Below are 23,040 nucleotides of genomic sequence, written 5' to 3'. Positions count from 1 at the left end.
GGAAATGCTCTGTCTCTTTGTTTTCACGCAATTCCGGACGCAAAACCGCTGCGCACTTTTGCTGGAATTGCTCTAGAAAGGGCCTGCCTTGTCCGCCGTACAGTCTTCTGCCTTCGCCAAAGCCTATTCCGGTTTCCTGTTCGACATGGATGGCACGATCATTAATTCGATCGCCGCTGCCGAGCGCGTCTGGGGCAACTGGGCCCGCAGCAAGGGCCTTGATGTCGAGAAGTTCATGCCGACCATGCACGGCAAGCGCGGCGTCGATACGATCGGCCAATTGAACCTGCCCGGCGTCGATCCGATCGCTGAGTCGACGCTGATCATGGAAGCGGAGATTGCCGACGTCGAGGGCGTGGTCGCACTGCCGGGTGCCGTCGACTTCCTCGCGTCCCTGCCGCCGGAACGGTGGGCGATCGTCACTTCCTCTCCATACCGTCTGGCGATGGCCCGACTTGACGCCGCAGGCATCCCGGTGCCGCGCTTCATCGTGACTGCGGAGGACGTCAAGGTCGGTAAGCCTGATCCGCAGGGCTATATCCTCGGAGCGCAACGTCTTGGTCTGCGCACCTCAGATTGCCTGGTGTTCGAGGATGTGATGGCCGGTATCAAGGCAGGTGAGGCGGCCGGCGCGGATGTGCTTGTTATTACCGCGACGCATTCCCATCCGGTGGAAACCGACCACTCGACGTTGCTGAACTACGAAAATGTCCATGCGCGTGTGGATGGAGAAGGAAAAATGTCGATTGTCCGCAACGGCTGACAATCCGGGATCGGCGATGCGATCGCCGCATGTCGCTTTCGCGCATTGCAATAGGCTGCCGGCTCATTATGTTCTCGTGATATAGTAGAAAATCGCGTAGATCCGATGACCCCCAAAGAGCTGAAAACCCAATATCGCAACGAGCGTCTGGCCGCGCGTGACGCCATTCCGGCCGACGAGCGCATCGAAAAGGCCCTCGCCATGGCTATGCATGGCGGCGATGAAATCGATATCGAGCCTGGAACCGTCGTTTCCGGCTTCCTGCCGATCCGCTCCGAGGTCGACATAAGGCCGCTGATGGCGCGGTTGAGGGAGCGCGGAGCGCGGCTTTGCGTGCCCATCATCCTCGATCGCAGCACGATCGTCTTTCGCGAACTTGTGCCGGGCGCACCGCTCGTTCCGTGCGGGTTCGGTACATCCGGGCCGGGGCCGGACGCGGCCGTGCTCGACCCAGGGATGATGCTGGTGCCGCTTTCGGCTTTCGACAGAACCGGCCATCGCATCGGCTATGGCGCCGGCTATTACGATCGCGCTATTACCCGCCTGCATGAAAAAGGGCTGAATCCGAGCCTGATCGGCATTGCATTTGATTGCCAAGAAGTGCCATCAGTACCGGCTGAGCCGCATGATGTCCGTCTTGACGCGATTTTGACCGAGAGCGGACTCAATTTCGTTTCGAAAGCGATTGGATAGCGAATGCGGCTGCTTTTTTTGGGTGACATGGTCGGGAAGACCGGGCGGACTGCGGTATGGGACCGCCTTCCGGGGCTGGTGTCCGATCTGAAGCTCGATTTCGTCATCGTCAATGGCGAGAACGCCGCCGGCGGCTTCGGCATCACCGAAGATATCTTTCTAGAGACGATCAACGCCGGCGCCGATGTCGTGACGACCGGCAACCATGTCTGGGACCAGAAGGAAGCCGTCGTTTTCTGCGAGCGCCATGACCAGTTCCTGCGCCCCGCCAATTATCCGGCCGGCACGCCCGGCCGCGGCTCCGGCCTGTATTACGCTCGCAACGGCGCCCGGGTTCTGGTTGCCAACATCATGGGCCGCGTCTTCATGCATCCGGAGCTGGACGATCCCTTCAAGTCTGCCGAAGCTATTCTCGATGCCTGTCCGCTGAAGGAACAGGCCGATGCCATCATCTTCGATTTTCATGCGGAAGCGACCAGCGAAAAGCAATGCTTCGGCCATTTCGTCGATGGCCGCGCCAGCTTCGTCGTCGGCACGCATACGCATGTGCCAACCGCGGACGCGCAGATCCTGAATGGCGGCACAGCCTATATGTCGGATGCCGGCATGTGCGGCGATTATGATTCCTCACTCGGCATGGAAAAGGAAGAGCCGCTCAACCGGTTCATCTCAAAAATGCCGAAGGGACGGTTCGAAGCGGCTTCGGGGCCTGCGACCATCTGCGGCGTCGGCGTCGAGATTTCCGACGCGACGGGATTGGCCGAGAAGATCGCGCCGCTGCGGCTTGGCCCGCGTCTGGCGGAAACCATTCCGGACTTCTGGCGCTGATCGCCGCACGGGTTTTCATCATCGCCATGCGATGACGCGATTGTGAGCAATCGCGCCTGATTGCAGCTGGACCCGTCTCCGCCGATGCCGCATCCTTCCGCCACTGTCGGGCTCGAGGGGATGGCATGATGCCGCGATTTCCTGTCCTTGCCGCGTTCTTCCTATCGATGATCTTCGGCTGGAGCGCGGCTGACGCCCAGCAAGAGCCGGCGCGTCCGGAGCCGAGCCAGTGCCAGGCGATCGCGCAATCCTTTCCCAAGGCGAGTTTCGCCAGCTTTTCTCTACCCGGCCCCACCCTTGCCAATGAACTCGTCGATGGCGACGTGAAGATCACCTTCCTCGGGCACGCGACGTTCCTCATCGAGACGCCCGGCGGGGTTTCCATCGCCACGGATCATAGCGGCGCATATCCGCCACCCTACACGGCTGAAGTCGTGACAATGAACAAGGCGCATCCGAGCCACTATACGCTGACACCCGATCCGGCGATCAAATATGTACTGCATGGCTGGAGCGACGTGCCCGGAGAGCCGGCAAAGATCCATCTGACCGTCGGCGACACGCTGATCCGCAATGTCACGACCGATATTCGCTCCTGGGGCGGCGGCATCGAGGCCAACGGTAATTCGATCTTCATCTTCGAGGTTGCCGGCCTTTGCATCGGCCACCTGGGACACCTGCATTTCGAACTCACCGACCATCAATATGCTGAGATCGGCCGGCTCGATGTCGTGATGGTGCCGGTCGATGGCGGTCTGACCATGGGGGCTGAGAGCATGAGCCGCGTGGTCAAGCGGCTGCGTTCGTCGCTCATCCTGCCCATGCATCGCTGGGGACCACCGATCGATCAGTTCCTCGCCCTGTTCGGTCCCGACTTCGATGTCGGCTACGCACCGACATCAAGCGTGACGGTGTCGGTGAAGACCTTGCCACGCAAGCCCCTGATCTATGTGCTCAAGGGGCTTTGAGCGTCACGATCGTCTCTGCGATCTTCTTGAAGTCAGCATCCCCCAGCCGCCATTATCCGGCTTTTTACTTGAATGAAGGCCGCTTCGCTCTTATAAGGCGGCCATTCCCAACAAAAGACGTGAACAGGGGTGCCATGGCTGGCCATTCACAGTTTAAAAACATCATGCACCGCAAGGGTCGTCAGGACTCGGTGCGTTCGAAAATGTTCTCGAAGTTGGCGCGTGAAATCACTGTCGCCGCCAAGGCGGGTCTGCCTGACCCGACCATGAACGCGAGCCTGCGCCTGGCGATTCAGAACGCCAAGGCGCAGTCGATGCCGAAGGACAATATTGATCGCGCCATCAAGAAGGCATCCGGCGCCGATACCGAGAATTACGATGCGATCCGCTATGAGGGTTATGGTCCAGGCGGCACGGCGATCATCGTCGAAGCGCTGACCGACAACCGCAACCGCACGGCTTCCAACGTCCGCTCAATCTTCACCAAGGCCGGCGGTGCGCTTGGTGAAACCGGTTCGGTGTCCTTCTCCTTCGATCACGTCGGCGAGATCACCTACAAGGCGACTGTTGGCGATGCCGACAAGGTGATGGAAGCGGCGATCGAAGCTGGCGCTGACGATGTCGAAAGCGACGAAGAAGGTCATTGGATCATCTGCGCCTTCGAATCCCTCGGCGAAGTTGCCAAGGCGCTTGAAGCGACGCTCGGCGAAGCCGAAACGGTCAAGGCGATCTGGCGCGCACAGAACAATGTGCCGGTCGACGAAGAAAAGGCCGTGTCGCTGATGAAGCTCATCGACAGCCTCGAAGACGACGACGACGTTCAGAATGTCTATTCGAACTTCGAAGTCTCGGAAGAGGTTTTGGCCAAGCTTTCGGCCTGATCCCCTCGCAATGAATCAGAAAAGCCGGCGGCAGCGATGCGGCCGGCTTTTTGCGTTATGGGGTTGTTGCGCGCGTGAAATCGTCGCGGAAAGCAGCGAGATCGGGGGCTGCGACATCGGAGACGGCCCAGAAGATCAGCCCGTCCGCATGCCATTCGACAAAATTATAGCCGTCCTTCTCGGCATTGCTGCGGGTTCCCGATGCAGCAGGCCAGATGAACAGATTGATCACATGGCCATGCCGGCGATAGATCAGCGCCGCGACTACGCGGCCGTCGAGATAATCCACCCTGCCGCCGACAAGGGGAAAGCCCTGGGTCGCCAGATCGACCACCGGCGGCGAAAAATCGATCTTGCCGTTGAACCACGGTTTGACGGTGTGCTGGTCGGAGGTCAGCACGTCGGTCAGATGATCGGCAAGCATCGAGCGCACATGGCTGGCAAGAAGCTGGTCCTCGATCGTCTGGCTCTGCTGCGGCACGTTCAGCACCAGCATGAGGCTCGCGGCCAAAACGCCAAGCGACGGCACGAAGCTCCATTCGCGAACCAATCGCCAAATGCGCCGCGATGGGCTTTCCGTCTGGTGCGCGGCAGCCGTTGCGCGCTTGGTCATGGCCTGTTCCAGCGAAAGTGCGGCCTGAACGCGGGCATGGACGGTGTCCGGCGCCTGCCATTTCACTCCTTCGCGTGCGGAAAGACGCTTGACCATCACGGCATTCTCCATCTCGCCGGCACATTCCGGGCAAGTCGCAAGATGCGCCTCGAAACGCGCCGCGTTGGCGGCGTCCAGTTCGCCGTCGATGAAACCGTGCAACAGGTCAGCCCACTCGCCGTGATCATTGTGTTTCCCCTCGCTCATCGTGCCGCCCCCTCTTCGTCGAGGGTGCGCCAGGCCTCGCCGAAATCGCGGCGGGCGCGGGCAAGGCGCGACATGACGGTGCCGATCGGCGCATCGATGATGTCGGCGATCTCCTTATAAGAAAGGTCCTCGAGCTCACGCAGGACCAGGACTTCGCGCATGGCATCGGGCAGTGTGTTGATGACCTCACGCACCCGCTGCGTTTCCGACTTGCGGATGAATGCTGCCTCCGGCGTATCCTCCTCGGAAGCGGGATCGGATGACGGCGAGCCTTCATCCAAGTCCCTTTCGCCGGTCATCGGCTGTTCATAGCGGGTTTTGCGCCGCCCTTCCTGCAGCCAGGCATGATAACAGTTGCGGACGATGGTGAAGGTCCAGGCTCGAGCATCGCCATCGCGAAAGCCGCCAAAGCCACGATAGGCGCGCAGAAATGCCTCCTGTACGATATCTTGCGCCCCATCGGCGTCCCTGCTCAAGAAGCGTGCGAAATTATAGGCGGCATCCAGATGCGGGATGATGGTCTGCTGGAAGCGGCGCATGGTCTCATCGGGTGAGGAGATCGCGCGTTGCTGCGGCCCGGCATTTGCCGCCGGTTCTGCCACCGCCATCAGGACGGCATGATAGGCGGTTTTCGGCTGCGCAACGAAGGCTCGCAGCCGAGCCAGAAGCCGCGCCAGCCTGCGTATCGCGGTGGTTTGCGGCCAATTCCATGTCAATGAGTGGAGTTGGTCGCCAAGCGTCATCGAAGTCATAATTCGGGCGTCTGTCATCATGATCCCCGCAAAACGCCGATACCGACTGTAAGCCTCGGATACGGTGCATGCAATGTTGCCTGAGACGGTAGATCGCGCTCGAGCGGGTTTTATTCCCGATCGCACGCAAAAAATCGCAAACACCGAATGCGGATGGTCGCCGTTCTGCCGTCTCAATCAAGGCTTTCTAAAATAATTTCCATATATATCAATGGCTTGATAGAATTTTGGGCGCGGTGGGGAATAAGCGCCCATCGTTATCGATCTTCTTCCTCAGTGGATGGCCGCGATCTGAAGCGTCCTCCGCCTGGCTCAAAAGCCATAACCCTGAGGAGATATTGCGATGTTTGATATGACCCGCCGCGCCGTTCTCGGCACGGCCGCAGCGGCGGCAGCCTTCGGGCTGTCGTCAAAGCTCGAATTCATCCCGCAAGCCTTTGCCGCCACGCCGCTGGAGCCGACGGTCGGCTTCTACAAATACAAGGTCGGTTCGATCGAGGTCACGGCCATTTATGACGGCATCTGGCGCAAGCCGCATGATCCAGCCTTCATCAAGAATGCTTCGGTCGATGACACCAAGGAAGCGCTCTCCAAGGCCGGCCTGACGACGGATTTCATGCCTATTCCGCTCACGGTCGTCGTTCTCGACATCGGCGGACGGAAGATCATGATGGATGCCGGCTCGGGTGTCGGGCAATGGCAGACCAACGCCACGCATCTGCCGGCCAACATGGCCGCTGCCGGCATCGACTATAAGAAGATCGATACGATCATGATCTCGCATTTCCATCCGGACCACGTCTGGGGACTGATGGAAAAGGGAACGAATGCGGCTGTCTTCCCAAATGCCGAGCTGATCGTCAACGCAGCCGAATACAATTGGTGGACCGATCCCGGCCGCGTCGACAAGCTGGCGGAGGGACGCAAGGAAGCCGGCCGGCGTATCGCCTCCGTCTTCCCGACATGGAAGAACTGGAAGCTGGTCGACGATAGTGCAGAAGTCGCGCCCGGCGTGCACATGCTGGCCGCATACGGCCATACGCCTGGGCATTCGGTCTTCCTCATCGACGGCGGCAGCGAGCAGCTGATGGTCTCGGCCGACGTCATGTATGTGCCGGCGCTGCTTGCCCCCCATCCGGAATGGGAAGGCGCCTACGACCAGGACGGCCCGATGGCCGTCGCCACCCGCCGCAGACTGATCGATCGCATCATTGCCGACAAGATCAGGATTTGCGGCTCGCATTTTCCATTCCCAGGCTCCGGCACCTTCGTCAAGGACGGCAATGCCTACGGATTCACCCCCACCATCCAGGCCTGAGCGGCCAAAAAGAGGAGCAAATACCATGTTCAGGAATGCCATTTTCGGGATCGCCGGCCTTTGCGCCGTCACCATCCTCCCGGCCGCGACAGCAGGCATCGCGTTTGCCGTCGACAACATGGAATCGACCGACGCGCCTGACCTGACCTCGGTGCGTGCCAAGATCGATGCGAAGAACTATGCCGGCGCGCTTGCCGAGCTTCGCGACATCGCCGAAGAGCACCAGCAGGCCGACGTCTACAATCTGATGGGCTTCACCCTGCGCAAGACCGGGGACTTCAAGACGTCGCTGACCTACTACACCAAGGCGCTGGAACTGCAGCCCGATCACAAGGGCGCGCACGAATATCTCGGCGAACTTTATGTCGAGACCGGCAACATGCCCAAGGCACGCGAGCAGATGGCAGCGCTGACCAAGCTTTGCCCGTCAGGATGCGAAGAGCTTGAAGATCTGACCAAGGCGATTGCCGCCAAGGGTACCAACTAGCGCACGGCTTCAACCGATCCGGCGGCATTTCCATTCGATCAAGTCGTGGGAATGCTGCCGGGCCGGATTGGAAACCGCGCGGATTTTGACGGGAAGGAGAAAGGCCATGGAATTCGAAGAGGAGAGTGCCGTTCTTGTCAATATGGCCGACATGGCATTGCTGTTCGGCCGCGTGCTGCTGTCGCTGCTCTTCCTGGAGGAAGGCATCGAACTCGCCAGCAATTTCGACAATGCTTTGGAGGCCATGGCCAAGCTTGGCGTCACGGCCCCCATCGCGACTGCAACGATCGTGCTGCAGCTTGGCGCCGGCCTTGCCATTGCGCTCGGGCTGATGACCCGCTTGGCGGCATTTGGCCTCGGCCTATTCTGCCTGCTGACGGCGCTGCTCTTTCACACCAACTTCGCCAGTCACAATGAGTTGCTGCACTTCGAAAAGGATTTGGCGATCTCAGGCGGCATGTTCGCACTGATCGTCGCCGGCGCCGGCAAGCTGTCCCTGGACATGCTCATCCGGCGTCATTGGAAGACGAGGCTCGTGGCTTGAGCCCGTCGATCGCCCGCTGAGCCGCGGAAGTAAGATCGGCTCGCCGGATAGTTTGCCTGTCCTCGAAAGTCAGGACACTTTCTTAAAACTCGGAAGCGTCGCGAAGAGTTCCACCGATTTCAAACGCACCTCGATGTCGTGAACCGGCATCGAAATAATGACTTCATCTGCCTCGGTATCCTTGATGAATCGCGACAGCTTTGCCTCCGCCGTCGCAGGCGAGCCGACCACGGCGTAGCGCAGCGTATTTTCCACGTTCAGCTTTTCCATCGGCGTCCAGAAATCGTCCATGTCGCTGCGCGGGCGCGGGAAGGGGCCGCGCACATTGCGGCGCAGATTGACGAATTGCTGCTGTGCCGAGGTGAAGTGATACTGCGCCTCCTCATCGGTATCCGCCACTGCGCCCATGACGCCGACCATGACATAGGGCTTGTCGAGCGTCGCCGAAGGTGTGAAGCGCTCGCGATAGATGGCGACGGCGTCCAGCAGGGCTTCCGGCGCGAAATGCGAGGCGAAGGCATAAGGAAGGCCAAGCATGGCGGCGAGATGGGCGCTGTAGAGGCTGGAGCCTAGCAGCCAGATCGGTATGTTGGCGCCATGGCCGGGAACGGCGAGGATGACCTGGTTCTCGTCGGCGGGGCTGAAAAGATGCTGCAGCTCGACGATATCTTGAGGGAAGCTCTGCGCGCCGGCATCGATATTGCGGCGCAGAGCCTGCGCCGTGCGCATGTCGGTGCCGGGCGCGCGGCCGAGGCCAAGATCGACACGGCCGGGAAACAGGGCTTCCAGCGTGCCGAATTGCTCTGCAATGACGAGCGGCGAATGGTTCGGCAGCATGACGCCGCCCGAACCGATGCGGATGCGCGAGGTCGCAGCGCCGACATGGCCGATGACGACTGACGTCGCAGCGCTGGCGACGCCCGGCATGCCGTGATGCTCGGCGAGCCAGAACCTGTTGTAGCCCAGCTCTTCCGCCTTCTGCGCCATGCGCTTCGAGCTGTCGAAGGACTGGCGGATGGTGCTGCCTTCGGCAACAGGCGAAAGATCGAGGATGGAAAAGGGAACCATGGCAAGAAACCTGCGTGGTGGAAGGGAGGGTCGCTTCCACATGTAGGAGCGCCGCTCGCTCATTCCAAACCCCGTCGCCGCAATTTCGTCGCGATGTTTTCAGCGTGGTTCCAGCGATCCAATCTGTGTCTTGTTTTTGTTTTGTTCACATTTTGCTGGCACATCTTCAGCCTGAAAGATAGGTTGACCTATGCAGAATACGATTCGCATCATCGGCATCGATCCGGGCCTGCGGCGCACCGGTTGGGGTATCATCGATACGCTCGGCAACTCGCTCCGCTTCGTGGCGTCGGGAACCGTCACTTCGGATGGCGACATGGATCTTGCGTCCCGTCTCTGCCAGCTTCACGACGGCCTTGCCGAAGTCGTTCACAGCTATCAGCCGGATGAGGCCGCCGTCGAGCAGACCTTCGTCAACAAGGATGCGGTGGCGACCTTGAAGCTCGGCCAGGCACGCGGCGTCGTCATGCTGGTGCCGGCGCGGGCCGGCCTGCCGGTCTCGGAATATGCGCCGAATGCGGTCAAGAAGGCCGTCATCGGCGTCGGGCATGGTGAGAAGCAACAGATCCACATGATGCTGAAGATCCTGATGCCCAAGGTCGAATTCAAGGGCAACGACGCGGCCGACGCACTCGCCATTGCCATTTGCCACGCCCACAATCGCGGTGCCAACCGGCTGCGGCAGGCATCTTTGCTTGCTGCTGCCAAGGCATCGTAACCGCATTCATCCCATTCACTTAAAACCATCCCTGACGGACCTCACCCATGATCGGCAAGCTGAAAGGCACAATCGAAGAGATCGGCGAAGACTATGTGCTCGTGGACGTGCACGGCGTCTGCTATGTTGCCTATTGCTCGGCTCGGACACTATCGAAGCTCGGCTCCGTCGGTGAGGCGTGCACTCTCTTCATCGAGACCTATGTGCGTGAGGATCAGATCCGGCTTTTCGGCTTCATGACGGCGCTGGAACGCGAATGGTTCAACATCGTGCAGACGGTTCAAGGTGTGGGTGCGAAAGTGGCGCTGGCATTGTTGTCGACCCTGACGCCGGCCGAGCTTGCCAATGCGATCGCCTTGCAGGATCGCGCCGCCGTTTCGCGGGCGCCGGGCGTCGGCCCGAAGGTTGCCATGCGCATCGTGACGGAACTAAAGAACAAGGCGCCGGCCTTTGCCGGTGACGCGGCCAATATCGGGCTCAAGCAGGAGTTGGGGGAAGGGGTTGCCGCAGCACCCGTTGCCGACGCCGTATCGGCGCTCACCAATCTCGGCTATTCCCGGGATCAGGCCGCCAACGCCGTTGCCGCAGCGTTGAAGACGGCAGGCGAGGGTGCCGATAGCGCCAAGCTGATCCGTCTCGGCCTCAAGGAACTGTCGCGTTGAGGCTTTGCACCCTCCGCGTTCCTTACTATTGTCTCAAAATCGGGACATCGACTTGCGATGCTCTCTCGAGGAAGACTATTTTGAGCGCGGCAGAACTAATGCCGCCTTCGGCTTGAAAGCCGAGAAACGAATACCGGAAATGGAACCTCTGACATGAGTGAAGCCGCACGTCTGATATCGCCGGAAAAGCGGGGAGAAGATATCGATGCGACGCTCAGGCCGCAGTCTCTGGACGAATTTACCGGCCAGGCGGAAGCCCGCGCCAATCTGAAGGTCTTCATCGAAGCGGCCAAGGGGCGCGGCGAGGCGCTGGACCATGTGCTGTTCGTCGGACCGCCCGGCCTCGGCAAGACGACGCTCGCGCAGATCATGGCCAAGGAGCTCGGCGTCAATTTTCGCTCCACCTCCGGCCCGGTAATCGCCAAGGCGGGCGATCTTGCGGCGCTGCTCACCAATCTCGAAGAGCGCGACGTGCTCTTCATCGACGAGATCCATCGTCTCAATCCGGCCGTCGAGGAAATCCTCTATCCGGCGATGGAGGATTTCCAGCTCGATCTCATTATCGGCGAGGGGCCGGCGGCGCGTTCGGTGAAGATCGATCTTGCCAAGTTCACGCTGGTTGCCGCCACGACCCGCCTCGGGCTGCTGACGACGCCGTTGCGCGACCGCTTCGGCATTCCGGTCCGGCTGAGCTTCTATACCGTCGAGGAACTCGAACTGATCGTCCGGCGCGGTGCAAGGCTGATGGGTCTTGGTATGACCGATGAGGGCGCGCGCGAGATTGCGCGCCGGGCCCGTGGCACGCCGCGTATCGCCGGCCGGCTGCTGCGCCGCGTGCGCGATTTCGCCGAAGTGGCCAAGGTGGAGGCGGTGACGCGGGAGGTTGCCGACGAAGCGCTGACTCGGCTTCTCGTCGATAATGTCGGCTTCGATCAGCTCGACAAGCGCTATCTCAACATGATTGCGGTCAATTTCGGCGGCGGACCCGTCGGCATCGAGACCATTGCCGCAGGCTTGTCCGAGCCGCGCGATGCGATCGAAGACATTATCGAGCCCTATATGATCCAGCAGGGTTTCATTCAGCGCACGCCTCGCGGCCGTGTCTTGACCGCGATTGCCTGGAAACATCTCGGCATGCAGCCGCCCAAGGACCTGGAGGCCGCCCAGTTCGGGTTGTTCCAGGAGGGAGATTGAATTGCTTGGCCGTCGCGCCTTTCTGAAGCTTTTCGGCGGCAGCCTATTCGGTTTGATGGCACTCGGCGGCTATGCCTTCGGATATGAGCCCGTCATCCGCCTGGAGGTGACCCGCTATGCCCTGACGCCGCCGGGATGGGCGCCGGGGCTGAAGCTTCGCATCGTGGCGCTTGCCGATTTTCATGCCTGCGAACCGTGGATGTCGGCCGAGCGCATGGGCTCGATCTGCGCCCATGCCAACGAGCTCGGCGGCGATATCATCGTCCTGCTCGGCGATTATACATCGGGAACCGATCTCATCACCGGCAAGGTCGGTCATCGCGCGTGGGCCGAGCAACTCGCGACACTGAAGGCGCCGCTCGGCGTCCATGCCATCGTCGGTAATCACGACTGGTGGCACGATGCGGCCGCTCAAAGAAGCGGTCGAGGTCCCACATTCAGCCATCGGGCATTGAGCAGCGTCGGGATCGAGGTCTATTCCAATCGCGCCGTGCGTCTGGAAAAGGACGGATATGGGTTCTGGCTTGCCGGCATTGAGGATCAGCTTGCGCTGCGCCGGAGCATCCGCTGGAAGCGGCCGTTCACGAAGGGGCTCGAGGATCTCGGCGGGACGCTGGCGCAGATCACCGATGATGCGCCGGTTATCCTTCTTGCACATGAGCCGGATGTTTTTCCCGCCGTTCCCTCGCGGGTGTCGCTCACTCTCTCGGGTCATACACATGGCGGGCAGGTGAGGGTCTTCGGCTGGTCACCCTATTCGCCGTCGCGCTATGGCGACCGGTATGTCTATGGCCATATCATCGAGGAAGACCGCCATATCATCGTTTCCGGCGGCCTCGGCTGCTCCATTGTGCCCGTTCGCTTCGGAGTTCCACCGGAAATCGTCGTGGTCGATGTGGGGTAAAGATAGTGTCGAAACGCAAGCTCATCAGATTGAATGCCGGTCGCTCACGTTTTCAGATGCGCGTGGCTGGCCTGGGCTTTCGCGACGGGCATGTTCTGGTGCATCGCGCCGTGCATGAAAAATTCTGGACGTTCCCAGGTGGCCGCGCCGAGATCGGCGAGACCTCCGAAGAGACCCTGCGGCGGGAAATGCAGGAGGAGCTTGGCGTCGACGTCACGGTGGAGCGCCTGCTCTGGTCGGTGGAGAATTTCTTTCATTATGAGCAGCGCGACTGGCACGAGCTCGGCCTCTATTATCTGATGGACATACCCGCCAGCTTCCACTTCCATCCTGAGGACATCGTGCACCGCGTCCAGGATGGCGATAACGATCTGGAATTCAAATGGGTGCGGGCGACGCGGGAAGCGCTGGTTGCACTCGACATACCGCCCTATTTCATCGCCGAGGAAATCGAGACCTTGCCCTTGGCTCCGCGTCATCTCGTTTGGCGGGATGGCGATCTCGACAAGGCCTAGCGAGGAGGCTTCATGTCTGCTTTCGATCCTGTTCGCAGCTTTCGCAAGCTTGCCTATAACAACGCGCTGGCGAATGTCCGGCTGCATCGAGCCTGTGCGGCATCGCAGCCGGGCGAATTCGAAGCGAAGCGCGTCAGCTTCTTTCCGTCGATCAAAGGGACCCTCAATCATATCCTGACGGTGGACTGGTTTTATGTCGATGCGCTGGAAGGCGGCACGCTGGGCCAGAAAGCTTTCGACATCGAGGAGCCGTATGATCGCCTGAACGAGTTGACCGGGCAGCAGGCGGATGTCGATCGCCGGTTGGTGGCTTTCTGCGAGGGGCTGACGCCGGAGACGGCGATGCGGATCATCGATATTCAACACACCGGCCGCATCCAGCGGGAGAGAACCGACGATGTGCTGAACCATCTCTTCCAGCATCAGACGCATCATCGCGGCCAGGTGCATGCCATGCTTGCCGGAACCAGCGTCGCTCCGCCACAGCTTGATGAGTTCATCGTTGCCGACGATGCGCGTTTCAGGGGTGAGGAATTGGCGGCACTCAGCTGGGATGAGACAAAGCTGATGCGCTGATGCCGGCATGGCGCGGCGCTGACTTTGCCAGCGCCTCTATGGTTTGCCGGAGCAAGGTCTTGCCGCCGCCTTGCCAACCAAGCGCGCGGATCTTCGACGTATCCATGGTGCTGACCGCGCTATGCGGAGCAGCCACGGGCAGCGCGTGAGGACAGCCAGTTGCGCTCTGGAGGTGTCCCAGGATTTCGTGTGTATCAGTCAGAATATCCGACAGGTTGAAAGCCCCGCCGTCGATCCGTCCCGCTTCCGTTTCCAGCAAAAGACGAACCGTGCGGCCGAGGTCGCGGCCGTGAACTTCGGTTCCCGCACGGGACGGAACCGGCTTGCCTTTCAGATAGTCGTCGAACAGGTCATCCCATTTGTTGGGTCGCAGGTCGCCATAGACGCCCGTCGCCCTCAGGCTCGCGGTCGCGAAATCGGGTGCGGACAGGGAAAACAGGGCATGCTCCGCATCGCGCTTGACCTCACCGTAGAGCGTGTTTGGCATCGGCTTGGTCGCCTCGGTCGGCTCCCCCGCGATCCCATCGCCATAGACGGCGCGGGAGGAGAGGAAGATGCAGCGGCGGATGCCGGACTTTCTGGCCGTTTCGAACAGCTTGACCGTGCCATCCAGATTGAGCCGGCGAAATCCCTCGGGGTCCTCTCCCTCACCGCCGCGGTATTTGCCGGGGATATGGCTGAAAGCCGCATGCACGAAGACATAGACGTCATCGAAGGCATGACTCTGGGTTTCGGCGGGATCCAGGCTGAGCGGTACGAAGGAGACGGGTTGGGAAAAGAAACCTGCGGGTGGCGCGTTGCGCCCGCCGACGGCTACCTTGTATCCGACGGAAAGCAACTCCTCGGCGATGTATCGGCCGACAAGACCCGTTCCCCCGGATATCAGAACCTTCATGCGGCTTCTTTCGGATTTGCAAGCGTCGCGATGTCGGGCACATCCTCTCCGGTATGGAAGCTATGCCACAAATCGATCAAGGGTCGCAGCAGCTCCGCCTTCGGATGGTTTTCCTCCCAGGGCTTTTCGTACTGATAGTGCAGGATCGAAACGCTGTTCCAGTTCCAGAGGGCGGGCATGCTGAACCAGACATATTGCAGCATGTTCATGAAGATCGGCAGGCCGTGCCAATCCGGGAAGAAAGCCTCGAGAAAAGTCTGATCCGTGCGCCGCCAGAAAGCATCGAGGCGATCGAGCTGCTGCAGCATATCCTGGAACGTCGCAAGCGACGGCTTGGCGACGAAAACGCCGGAATTGAGCCGATGAAAATCGGCGAGGCTCTCATAGACATTCGGCGCGGCGGAAAACTCCGGATAATCGAAGAGCCGGTCGACATTCTTCAGCACGAGAGCATCGGCATCGATGAAGACGCAGGTGTCGTATTCGATGAGCTGCCAGAGCCGCAGCTTGCAGAAATTGTCGAGTGGCGTGTGGAAGGAAGGCTTGCGGCCCTTTGTGAAGGGAGCTGCGGCGTGGAGATTACCGCGCGCATGCCGCTCGTTGAAAGCATCCGACAGCGGCAGGTGTTCGACTTCGATGAGACGGCAGTCGAGCGCAACGAGCGGGGCGAGGTCGCTTTCGCGAACGCAGGCCGTATGCAGCACGACGATATCGGCCCTGGTGCCGGTGCGAACAATCGAACGCGCCAGCGCCAGCGCGCCCATGGCATAATCTGCATTCGTGACGAGGGTCACGAATGCCTGTCCGGCACGGGGACGGCTGTGCGGGCGCAGCCCCTGGAGCATTTCGCTTCCCAGCATCATGACACGGACTTCAACCTTTTGCCCTCGGGATCATGGTTGACTGTCGTGGCGAGATCCTTCGTCCATGCTGAGACCGCCGGAACGCGCGAGCGATCGACGCGGTAGGCATATTTCTTGGCGACATCGACGATTTCGCTGAGGAGACCGGCCTCCAGCGTGGTCGGTTCCAGACCGAGTTCGAGGAACTTGTCGTTCTTGACGATCAGTTCGTTTTCGGGGGCTTCCTTGCGTGGGTTCGGCAGGCGGACGATTTCCGCACCGCTGATCCTGGCGATCATCTCGGCGAGATCGCGCACGCGGTGTGTTTCCGTCATCTGGTTGAAGATTTCGACGCGAGCGCCACGGGCCGGCGGGTTCTTCAGCGCAAGCTCGATGCAGCGCACCGAGTCCTGAATATGAATGAAGGCGCGGGTCTGGCCGCCGCTGCCGTGCACGGTCAGGGGATAGCCGATCGCTGCCTGAATGAGGAAGCGGTTGAGCACGGTGCCGTAGTCGCCGTCATAGTCGAAACGGTTGATCAATTGTTCGTGGCGGCGGGTCTGTTCGGTGTGTGTGCCCCAGACGATACCCTGATGCAGGTCGGTGATCCTGAGCCCATCGTTCTTGGCGTAGAACTGGAAGAGGAGCTGATCGAGGCACTTGGTCATGTGATAGATGGAGCCAGGATTGGCGGGGTAAAGGATTTCCTGGCTGACGGTGCGGCCATCGGCCGTATCGATGCCAACAGGCAGATAGCCTTCGGGAATGGCGGCGCCGACCGTGGAATAACCGTAGACGCCCATGGTACCGAGATGCACGAGATGGGTATCGAGATTGAGTTCGACGAGCGCATTCAGCAGATTATGCGTGGCGCTGACATTGTTGTTGACCGTGTAGTTCTTGTGGCGGTCGCTCTTCATCGAATAGGGGGCGGCGCGCTGCTCGGCGAAATGCACGATCGCATCGGGGCGATGCTCGGCAAGCCACTTCTTCAGAAGCTCGTAGTCCTTGGCCAGATCGATGAGGTTGAAATGGATGCGGCGGCCGGTTTCGGCATGCCAGATGCGGGTGCGTTCCTGGATCGAATCCATCGGCGTCAGCGACTGGACGCCCAGTTCCGTGTCGATCCAGCGGCGGGAGAGGTTGTCGAGGATGTGGATCTCATGACCAGCGTCGGACAGGTGAAGCGAGGTTGGCCAACCGATGAATCCGTCGCCACCCATTACCGCTATTTTCATGAGGTTTTTCCTTCTGCGCCGATCCGCTTTCCGGCACCATCCCGGATAGTCGGAGTTTATGACAATTGTTCAAAGCTTGCTTGATGGCAGAACTTCGGCCAAAGAGGTGCCGGACATTCAAGGAGATGCGGCAACGATGAACAGCCCCTTTCTGATTGCTGGGGAACTGGAAGCCGGAAGCCATCGGCTGGTGCAGCGAGTCTATTACGAAGATACGGATTTTTCCGGGCTCGTCTATCACGCGCGCTACCTGCATTTCCTCGAGCGCGGGCGTACGGATTATCTGCGTTGTCTCGGCGTGGAACAGCGCGAACTCTTGAATGCCGACGAGGAGGGGCTTGTTTTCGTGGTCCATCGCATGGAGATCGATTTCAAGGGACCGGCGCGCATGGATGACGTGCTGACGATCAGCACCGTCACTGAAAAGGCCGGCGGTGCCAAGATGGTGCTTTCCCAGGAGATACGTCGCGACGATACTTTGCTGATCGCCGCCAAGGTCATCATCGCCGTGATCAACGCCAAAGGACGGCCGCGTCGGTTGCCGGAAAAGCTCGCTGCGCAGATGCTCACTGCCGCGGAATCCGCTGGCTAGCAAGGCATTTCGTTCGTTTGACGGTGGGCGGCGGGATGCAAAGATATGACCGTTCGCCTGCTGGCGCTTGCAAAAACTTGAGTTTTATGTGAAGGAATTTGCCGCGCAAGTTATGTCTGCGTCTGCCGCCGGTTTCGTCCGGTCAATTCTTTCCAGGAGCCAGAATAGCCTTCGCCCGCCGTTAAATCCTTCATGTTTTGACGCTAACATTCTTTTAACCATAATAGTGTCTTACTGCTTATGTCGGAGTTTGTGCGGTGCACGCCTTCCTTTGACCAAATTTGACGGCAAGAAGGCAGTTGTAAGCTTGGAAGGCTTGACCAGGGCGTTCAGCGGCGGCTGCCAAACATTTCTTGTGAGATCACTTTTAGCCGCCCGGTCTAGCGCCGGGCGTTTGGATTCGGGGATTTTGGATCAATGGAACAAGTAGCATTGGCAGCGGCCACCACATCGGACATCACGCTCTGGTCGCTCTTCATGCAGGCGGGCCTCGTGGTCAAGCTCGTCATGATCGGCCTTTTGGCCGCGTCCGTATGGACTTGGGCGATCGTTATCGACAAGTATCTGAGCTATGCGCGAGCACGTCGGCAATTCGATCAATTCGAGCAGGTCTTCTGGTCTGGCCAGTCGCTCGAAGAGCTGTACCGCACGCTTTCGGAGCGCAACAACACGGGCTTGAGCGCTATCTTCGTCTCAGCAATGCGGGAATGGAAGAAGTCGTTCGAGCGCGGCGCACGTTCGCCGATCGGTCTGCAGATGCGTATCGATCGCGCCATGGACGTCACGCTGGCGCGTGAGTCGGAACATCTGATCGCCCGCCTCGCGTCGCTCGCGACCATCGGTTCCGCCGGTCCGTTCATCGGTCTGTTCGGTACGGTCGTCGGTATCATGACCTCGTTCCAGGCCATCGCCGGTTCGAAGTCGACCAACCTTGCGGTCGTCGCGCCCGGTATCGCCGAAGCGCTGCTTGCGACCGCTATCGGTCTGGTCGCGGCTATTCCCGCCGTTATCGCCTACAACAAATTCTCTGGCGATGCCGGCAAGCTTTCGGCGCGTATGGAAGGTTTTGCGGACGAATTCTCCGCCATCCTTTCGCGCCAGATCGATGAGAAGCTGCAGCCGCGCCAGGCGGCGCAGTAAACAGCGGACGGAACCGGAGTAGCTCACATGGCAATGTCTGTTGGAGGCAATGGCGGTGGCGGCCGCCGCCGGGGTGGTCGTCGTGGCGGAGGCCGAGGCGGCCCGATCGCCGATATCAACGTGACGCCACTGGTCGACGTCATGCTTGTTCTGCTGATCATCTTCATGGTGGCGGCGCCGATGATGACCTCGGGTGTGCCGATCGACCTGCCGCAGACGCAGGCGGGCGCGCTCAACGCCCAGACCCAGCCCATCACCATTTCGATCAAGGCCGACGGTCAGGTCTTCCTGCAGGAAACGCAGATCAACGTGACCGAGATCGCCGCCAAGCTGAAGGCGATCGCGACCACCGGCTATAATGAACGCATTTTCGTGCGCGGCGACGGCAAGGCGCCCTATGGCGTGATCGCAGACGTGATGTCGCGCATCCAGGAGGCCGGCTACAAGAATATCGGTCTGGTCACGCAGCAGATAACGGATCACTGACGGATCGCCATGAAACGCAGTCTTGCCACATCTGCGGTTTTTCACATCCTGGTGCTGATCGGCGCCATGGTGACGCTGAGCGCGCCGGCGCCTCTCGAGACGCCGGAAAGCACGGCGATGGATGTCGATATCGTCACGGCAGACCAGCTCCAGCAGGGTGAGAAGAAGGCGCCGGTGACGGATCACGTCTCGCGCAAGCAGACCACGAAGCAAGACCAGGTCGCCAACGCTCAGAATGTCGGCGAGAACAAAGTCGATATCAAGAACCCGGTCGTGCCGACCCAACGGCCGGAGAGCGACACCGCGGCCCTGGCGCCGAAGAAGGTAGATGCTCCCGTTCCGCAGGACGATCCGCGACCGAACGACGCCAAGACCATTGAACAGCAGGAAACAGAGGCTGCGCCGAAGGAAGTGGCCGCCATTCCGCAGCAGAAGCCGGATGTGACGCCAACTCCGACGCCGAAGGCTGATCCGCCGCCGCCGACACCGAAGGCTGATGCGACGCCGACCCCGCCGCCGACCGAACAGCCGACGCAGCAGGCCGAAATCCCAACGCCGAACAACGTTCCCGTGCCGGTTATCAAACCTCAGCCGACGCCGCCGAAAGTTGTTGAGCCAAAGCAGGAGACCACGCCCGCGACGAAGCCGGATACCAAAGTGGCCGCCGCTAAGCCGACGGACAAGACCGCGACTCAGAGCATCAGCAAGGAAAAGTCCGTTGATGATGGTAAAAAAGACGCAGATAAGAAGCGCGAGTCCGCCAAGGGAGCCAAGTCGACTGCGAGCGATTTCAATGAGGATCAAATCTCGGCGATGCTGAACAACACATCGTCGAAGGGCGGTGCGAAGCGCTCGTCCCAGCAGGCCTCAGCCGGCGCTGATACGCAGGTCGCCTCGCGCGGCGGCATGAAATCGCTCGGCGGCGGCAAGCTCAGCCAGAGCCAAAAGGACGGTTTGCGCGATCTGATCGCCAAGAACTGGAATGTCGTCCCCGGAATGGAAGGGGCGAGCGATGTAAAGATCAAAGTTCATGTTCGTCTTGACAAGTCAGGTCAGATTGTTGGTGCACCGGAGGTCGCCGTCAGCGGCGGGCCGGCCACGACACAGGAAGCCCTAAGGGGCGCGGCCGAGCGTGCGGTGTTAAAGAGCCGAACCGATTTGCAGAAGGAAGTGAACGGCGGAGGGCTGTTGCCACCGGATAAATATGACGGCGCGGATGGTTGGAACGAGCTGGTGCTCAACTTCGATCCGAGGGACTTGGGGCTGTGATGCGGGGAGTACAGCTTTCGACGAAACACTGTTCCCGCTTCAGCCTGAGCTTGCTTATGGCCTTTGGGATTACGCTGGCAGGCTTCTTGTCAGTGCGGCCCGTGAACGCAACAGGCGTGCACCCTCTTGAGCGCGCGGCTGCGGACAGTATTCGCGAGAAAGTCGCTAAGTACTGGAACCTCATTCCGGGTCTGCCTGGCGTGAAGAATGCTCACGTTCGGATCCGCATCAGACTTGATCGCGGCGGGCGGATTTTGGGCGAGCCTGAAGTCGCCACAAAGGGCGGCCCCAAAGAGACGCAGACTGCTGTTGCGGCAAGTGCAGTTCGCGCCGTCCTTCGGGCGGCACCTTTCAAGGACCTGCCGCAGACTCAATTCGACAATGAAACTCGTTCGGTCGAAGTCATCCTGAACTTCGAACCCGGCGACATGGCGCTTTAATGCTGAAAGGCTTGGCACATATGATCAGAAACTCCCTCGTTCGTCTCCTGCTGGTGCTGGCAGGCTTGACGGCAGCCTTCGCCACTCCGGCCTATGCCGTGGTGGAGCTCAACATCAACAAGGGCAATGTCCAGCCCATGCCGATCGCGATCACCGATCTTCTGTCGAATGACAGCCTCGGTCCGCAGATCTCGGGTGTGATCGCAGCCGACCTCCAGCGTTCCGGTCTGTTCGCACCGATCAACAAGCAGGCCTTCATCGAGAAGATCAGCAATCCGGATTCGACGCCGCGCTTCCCGGACTGGACGGCGATCAACGCGCAGGCGCTGGTGACCGGTCGCGTGACGCAGGAAGGCGGCCGTCTTCGCGCCGAATTCCGCCTGTGGGATACGTTTGGCAACAGCCAGATGGTCGGCCAGCAGTTTTATGCCCAGCCCGATAACTGGCGCCGTGTCGCCCATCTCATCGCTGACGCGATCTATCAGAAGATCACCGGCGAGAAGGGCTACTTCGATACCCGCGTCGTCTTCGTCGCGGAAAGCGGCCCGAAGACGGCCCGCAAGACGCAGCTCGGCATCATGGACCAGGACGGCGCCAATGTGCGCATGCTGACCGACGGCAGCGACCTCGTGCTGACGCCGCGCTTCTCGCCGAACCGGCAGGAGGTGACCTACATGTCCTTCGCCAATCAGCAGCCGCGCGTTTATCTGCTGCAGCTGCAGACGGGTCAGCGCGAGCTGGTCGGCAACTTCCCGGGCATGACCTTCTCGCCGCGCTTCTCGCCGGATGGCCAGCGGGTGATCATGAGCCTTCAGCAGGAAGGCAACGCCAATATCTATACGATGGACCTGCGCTCGCGCACGACCACGCGTCTGACGTCGACGGGTGCGATTGATACCTCTCCCTCCTATTCGCCTGACGGCAGGCAGATCGCCTTTGAAAGCGACCGCGGCGGCAAGCCGCAGATCTATGTGATGAATGCAGACGGCTCCAACCAGCGCCGCGTCTCTTTCGGCGACGGCTCCTATTCCACGCCGGTCTGGTCGCCGCGCGGCGATCTCATCGCCTTCACCAAGCAGTCCGGCGGCAGTTTCTCTATCGGCGTGATGAAGACGGATGGTTCCGGCGAGCGCCTGCTGACGACGGGCTTCCACAACGAAGGTCCGACCTGGGCTCCGAACGGCCGCGTCATCATGTTCTTCCGCCAGCCGGCTGGCTCCGGTGGCCCGCAGCTCTTCTCCATCGACCTGACCGGATATAACGAGCAGAAAATTCCGACTCCCGGCTTTGCTTCCGACCCGGCATGGTCGCCGCTTCTCGAGTAGTAGAGAGACTGCCACTTTATCGCCGCAAAGTCCTGTGACTGGACCTTTTCCGGACAATTTTAGGACATCATTAACCATAGTCGTTGGAATTGGATTAACCGAACCCGGTTACAGTCTGGCAACCCTGATAGAGACTTAAGGAGAGACCGGCCATGAGCCGCATCGCAACCCCGGCCGTTGGCCATATGCAGAACCTCGCCCGCAACCCGATCATGATCGCGCTTTTCGTTGGCCTTTCTCTGGCCGGCTGCGCCTCCAAGAAGGGTCTGCCGAACGATGCCAACGGTCTTGGCCTGAATGGTGCCGGCAATGCTACTCCGGGTTCGCCGCAGGACTTCACGGTCAATGTCGGCGATCGCATCTTCTTCGACACCGACAGCACCTCGATCCGCACCGATGCTGCGCAGACGCTCGATCGTCAGGCCCAGTGGCTGGCTCGTTATCCGAACTACGCAATCACCGTCGAAGGCCATGCCGACGAACGCGGCACACGCGAATACAACCTGGCGCTCGGCGCCCGTCGTGCGGCTGCCACCCGCGACTACCTCGCTTCGCGTGGTGTTCCGGCCAAGCGCATGAAGACGATCTCCTACGGCAAGGAACGCCCGGTCGCCACCTGCGACGATATTTCCTGCTGGTCGCAGAACCGCCGCGCCGTTACTGTGCTGAACGGCGCCGGTTCCTGATCGGTCAAACGGCCAGTCCAGATGATAAAGGCGGCCTCAGCAGCCTGTGTGAGAAGTCCGGCAAATCAATTAAGGTGGCCGCATTGGAAACGATGCGGCCATTTTCATGGGATACATTTCAGGGACTGATCGGGGTCAGACGTCGCTGTTGCCAGCCCGGATCGAGGATTACGTTGCGGCAGATGCTGCGGTGCGGGTGATCGATGCCTTTGTCGATGGGCTTGATGTTGCGCAGCTCGGATTCAGGCGAGCGGTTGAGGCCTCGACAGGTCGTCCCCCCTACGATCCGCGTGATCTGCTGAAGCTCTACATCTACGGCTATTTCAACGAGGTGCGCTCCTCCCGGCGACTGGAGCGTGAATGCCGGCGTAATGTGGAGACGATGTGGCTGCTGCGT

28 protein-coding genes are annotated in these 23,040 nt (G+C 60.4%); 22 read left to right on the top strand and 6 right to left on the bottom strand.

The genetic code is table 11. The features are described 5' to 3' along the window. Window positions 1–88 precede the first annotated feature (88 nt). The 5 genes from GA0061102_RS15925 (at window position 89) to GA0061102_RS15905 (ending at window position 4,133) form a co-directional block, all read left to right on the top strand. The gene (locus GA0061102_RS15925) at window positions 89–763 is read left to right on the top strand and encodes an HAD family hydrolase (RefSeq protein WP_342588036.1); all 675 of its coding nucleotides are present in this window, start codon (window positions 89–91) and stop codon (window positions 761–763) included. Window positions 764–868: 105 nt separating this feature from the next. After that, on the top strand, window positions 869–1,456 hold the full coding sequence (locus GA0061102_RS15920) for a 5-formyltetrahydrofolate cyclo-ligase (RefSeq protein ID WP_092850575.1): 588 nt from the start codon (window positions 869–871) through the stop codon (window positions 1,454–1,456). Window positions 1,457–1,459: 3 nt separating this feature from the next. Further along, entirely contained in the window at window positions 1,460–2,284 is an 825-nt protein-coding gene (locus GA0061102_RS15915; protein ID WP_092850568.1) for a TIGR00282 family metallophosphoesterase, read from the top strand. Window positions 2,285–2,409: 125 nt separating this feature from the next. After that, window positions 2,410–3,252: an MBL fold metallo-hydrolase gene (locus tag GA0061102_RS15910; RefSeq protein WP_092850559.1), complete on the top strand. Its 843-nt coding sequence runs from the start codon at window positions 2,410–2,412 to the stop codon at window positions 3,250–3,252. 134 nt (window positions 3,253–3,386) lie between these two features. Beyond that, entirely contained in the window at window positions 3,387–4,133 is a 747-nt protein-coding gene (locus GA0061102_RS15905) for a YebC/PmpR family DNA-binding transcriptional regulator (protein ID WP_092850553.1), read from the top strand. 55 nt (window positions 4,134–4,188) lie between these two features. Here the strand turns inward: GA0061102_RS15905 and GA0061102_RS15900 are convergent, their stop codons facing one another. Together GA0061102_RS15900 and GA0061102_RS15895 are read right to left on the bottom strand one after the other, a co-directional pair. Further along, window positions 4,189–4,992 (bottom strand): anti-sigma factor family protein, encoded by an 804-nt coding sequence (locus GA0061102_RS15900; RefSeq protein ID WP_092850548.1) that lies wholly within the window; start codon window positions 4,990–4,992, stop codon window positions 4,189–4,191. Then, complete coding sequence (locus GA0061102_RS15895) at window positions 4,989–5,744, bottom strand: sigma-70 family RNA polymerase sigma factor (RefSeq protein WP_092850540.1); 756 nt, start codon at window positions 5,742–5,744, stop codon at window positions 4,989–4,991. Before GA0061102_RS15895 ends, GA0061102_RS15900 begins: the two co-directional genes overlap by 4 nt. A 343-nt stretch (window positions 5,745–6,087) precedes the next feature. On the opposite strand from GA0061102_RS15895, the gene GA0061102_RS15890 reads away from it, so the two are divergent. The 3 genes from GA0061102_RS15890 to GA0061102_RS15880 all read left to right on the top strand — a co-directional run bounded on the left by GA0061102_RS15890 (window position 6,088) and on the right by GA0061102_RS15880 (window position 8,093). Then, window positions 6,088–7,062, top strand: coding sequence for an MBL fold metallo-hydrolase (locus GA0061102_RS15890; RefSeq protein WP_092850534.1), 975 nt, complete (start codon window positions 6,088–6,090; stop codon window positions 7,060–7,062). A 25-nt stretch (window positions 7,063–7,087) separates the two neighbouring features. Next, window positions 7,088–7,549 carry a tetratricopeptide repeat protein gene (locus GA0061102_RS15885; RefSeq protein ID WP_092850531.1) on the top strand — a complete coding sequence of 154 codons (462 nt, stop codon included), beginning with the start codon at window positions 7,088–7,090 and terminating at the stop codon, window positions 7,547–7,549. 106 nt (window positions 7,550–7,655) lie between these two features. After that, window positions 7,656–8,093 (top strand): DoxX family protein, encoded by a 438-nt coding sequence (locus GA0061102_RS15880; RefSeq protein WP_092850529.1) that lies wholly within the window; start codon window positions 7,656–7,658, stop codon window positions 8,091–8,093. A 69-nt stretch (window positions 8,094–8,162) separates the two neighbouring features. Here the strand turns inward: GA0061102_RS15880 and GA0061102_RS15875 are convergent, their stop codons facing one another. Further along, on the bottom strand, window positions 8,163–9,161 hold the full coding sequence (locus GA0061102_RS15875; protein WP_092850526.1) for an LLM class flavin-dependent oxidoreductase: 999 nt from the start codon (window positions 9,159–9,161) through the stop codon (window positions 8,163–8,165). Window positions 9,162–9,351: 190 nt separating this feature from the next. Between GA0061102_RS15875 and ruvC the strand changes: the two genes are divergently transcribed. From ruvC to GA0061102_RS15845, 6 genes are all read left to right on the top strand, one after another. After that, window positions 9,352–9,879: a crossover junction endodeoxyribonuclease RuvC gene (gene ruvC / locus GA0061102_RS15870; protein ID WP_092850523.1), complete on the top strand. Its 528-nt coding sequence runs from the start codon at window positions 9,352–9,354 to the stop codon at window positions 9,877–9,879. 47 nt (window positions 9,880–9,926) lie between these two features. Continuing rightward, window positions 9,927–10,541, top strand: a complete 615-nt coding sequence (gene ruvA, locus GA0061102_RS15865) for a Holliday junction branch migration protein RuvA (protein ID WP_092850520.1) — start codon at window positions 9,927–9,929, stop codon at window positions 10,539–10,541. A 153-nt stretch (window positions 10,542–10,694) separates the two neighbouring features. Next, entirely contained in the window at window positions 10,695–11,735 is a 1,041-nt protein-coding gene (gene ruvB, locus GA0061102_RS15860; RefSeq protein ID WP_092850517.1) for a Holliday junction branch migration DNA helicase RuvB, read from the top strand. A gap of 1 nt (window position 11,736) precedes the next feature. Continuing rightward, on the top strand, window positions 11,737–12,639 hold the full coding sequence (locus GA0061102_RS15855; RefSeq protein ID WP_092850514.1) for a metallophosphoesterase: 903 nt from the start codon (window positions 11,737–11,739) through the stop codon (window positions 12,637–12,639). A gap of 5 nt (window positions 12,640–12,644) precedes the next feature. Continuing rightward, on the top strand, window positions 12,645–13,154 hold the full coding sequence (locus GA0061102_RS15850; protein ID WP_092850511.1) for an NUDIX hydrolase: 510 nt from the start codon (window positions 12,645–12,647) through the stop codon (window positions 13,152–13,154). 12 nt (window positions 13,155–13,166) lie between these two features. Further along, window positions 13,167–13,730, top strand: coding sequence for a DinB family protein (locus tag GA0061102_RS15845; RefSeq protein WP_092850504.1), 564 nt, complete (start codon window positions 13,167–13,169; stop codon window positions 13,728–13,730). On the opposite strand, the gene GA0061102_RS15840 is transcribed toward GA0061102_RS15845, so the two are convergent. From GA0061102_RS15840 to GA0061102_RS15830, 3 genes are read right to left on the bottom strand one after another with little or no spacing between them, the layout of a single operon-like run. Beyond that, window positions 13,699–14,625 (bottom strand): NAD-dependent epimerase/dehydratase family protein, encoded by a 927-nt coding sequence (locus GA0061102_RS15840; RefSeq protein WP_092850499.1) that lies wholly within the window; start codon window positions 14,623–14,625, stop codon window positions 13,699–13,701. The two genes, GA0061102_RS15845 and GA0061102_RS15840, sit on opposite strands and share 32 nt — an antisense overlap. Continuing rightward, complete coding sequence (locus GA0061102_RS15835; protein WP_245298028.1) at window positions 14,622–15,485, bottom strand: glycosyltransferase; 864 nt, start codon at window positions 15,483–15,485, stop codon at window positions 14,622–14,624. The genes GA0061102_RS15840 and GA0061102_RS15835 overlap by 4 nt, the downstream gene beginning before the upstream one ends. Beyond that, a complete protein-coding gene (locus GA0061102_RS15830; RefSeq protein ID WP_092850491.1) occupies window positions 15,485–16,705 on the bottom strand; it encodes an NAD-dependent epimerase/dehydratase family protein in 1,221 nt (406 codons plus the stop codon). The genes GA0061102_RS15835 and GA0061102_RS15830 overlap by 1 nt, the downstream gene beginning before the upstream one ends. A gap of 136 nt (window positions 16,706–16,841) precedes the next feature. Here GA0061102_RS15830 and ybgC point away from each other — a divergent pair, with 136 nt between their 5' ends. The 8 genes from ybgC to GA0061102_RS15790 all read left to right on the top strand — a co-directional run. Continuing rightward, window positions 16,842–17,297, top strand: coding sequence for a tol-pal system-associated acyl-CoA thioesterase (gene ybgC, locus GA0061102_RS15825; RefSeq protein ID WP_092850841.1), 456 nt, complete (start codon window positions 16,842–16,844; stop codon window positions 17,295–17,297). 417 nt (window positions 17,298–17,714) lie between these two features. Continuing rightward, a complete protein-coding gene (gene tolQ / locus GA0061102_RS15820) occupies window positions 17,715–18,437 on the top strand; it encodes a protein TolQ (protein WP_092850481.1) in 723 nt (240 codons plus the stop codon). Window positions 18,438–18,464: 27 nt separating this feature from the next. Further along, window positions 18,465–18,923 carry a protein TolR gene (gene tolR / locus GA0061102_RS15815; protein ID WP_092850478.1) on the top strand — a complete coding sequence of 153 codons (459 nt, stop codon included), beginning with the start codon at window positions 18,465–18,467 and terminating at the stop codon, window positions 18,921–18,923. Window positions 18,924–18,932: 9 nt separating this feature from the next. Next, window positions 18,933–20,192, top strand: coding sequence for a hypothetical protein (locus tag GA0061102_RS15810; protein WP_092850476.1), 1,260 nt, complete (start codon window positions 18,933–18,935; stop codon window positions 20,190–20,192). A gap of 56 nt (window positions 20,193–20,248) precedes the next feature. Beyond that, on the top strand, window positions 20,249–20,632 hold the full coding sequence (locus GA0061102_RS15805; protein ID WP_092850473.1) for a hypothetical protein: 384 nt from the start codon (window positions 20,249–20,251) through the stop codon (window positions 20,630–20,632). Between the two features lie 20 nt (window positions 20,633–20,652). Continuing rightward, window positions 20,653–21,957 carry a Tol-Pal system beta propeller repeat protein TolB gene (gene tolB / locus GA0061102_RS15800; protein ID WP_092850837.1) on the top strand — a complete coding sequence of 435 codons (1,305 nt, stop codon included), beginning with the start codon at window positions 20,653–20,655 and terminating at the stop codon, window positions 21,955–21,957. Window positions 21,958–22,109: 152 nt separating this feature from the next. Beyond that, entirely contained in the window at window positions 22,110–22,643 is a 534-nt protein-coding gene (gene pal, locus GA0061102_RS15795; RefSeq protein ID WP_092850471.1) for a peptidoglycan-associated lipoprotein Pal, read from the top strand. A 106-nt stretch (window positions 22,644–22,749) separates the two neighbouring features. Further along, a partial coding sequence (locus GA0061102_RS15790) for a transposase (RefSeq protein WP_139115063.1) occupies window positions 22,750–23,040 on the top strand: 291 nt, incomplete at its 3' end.

The organism is Martinezella miluonensis, from assembly GCF_900094545.1.
In the GTDB taxonomy this organism is placed as follows: domain Bacteria; phylum Pseudomonadota; class Alphaproteobacteria; order Rhizobiales; family Rhizobiaceae; genus Rhizobium; species Rhizobium miluonense.
This window is presented reverse-complemented; position numbering and strand designations above follow the sequence as displayed.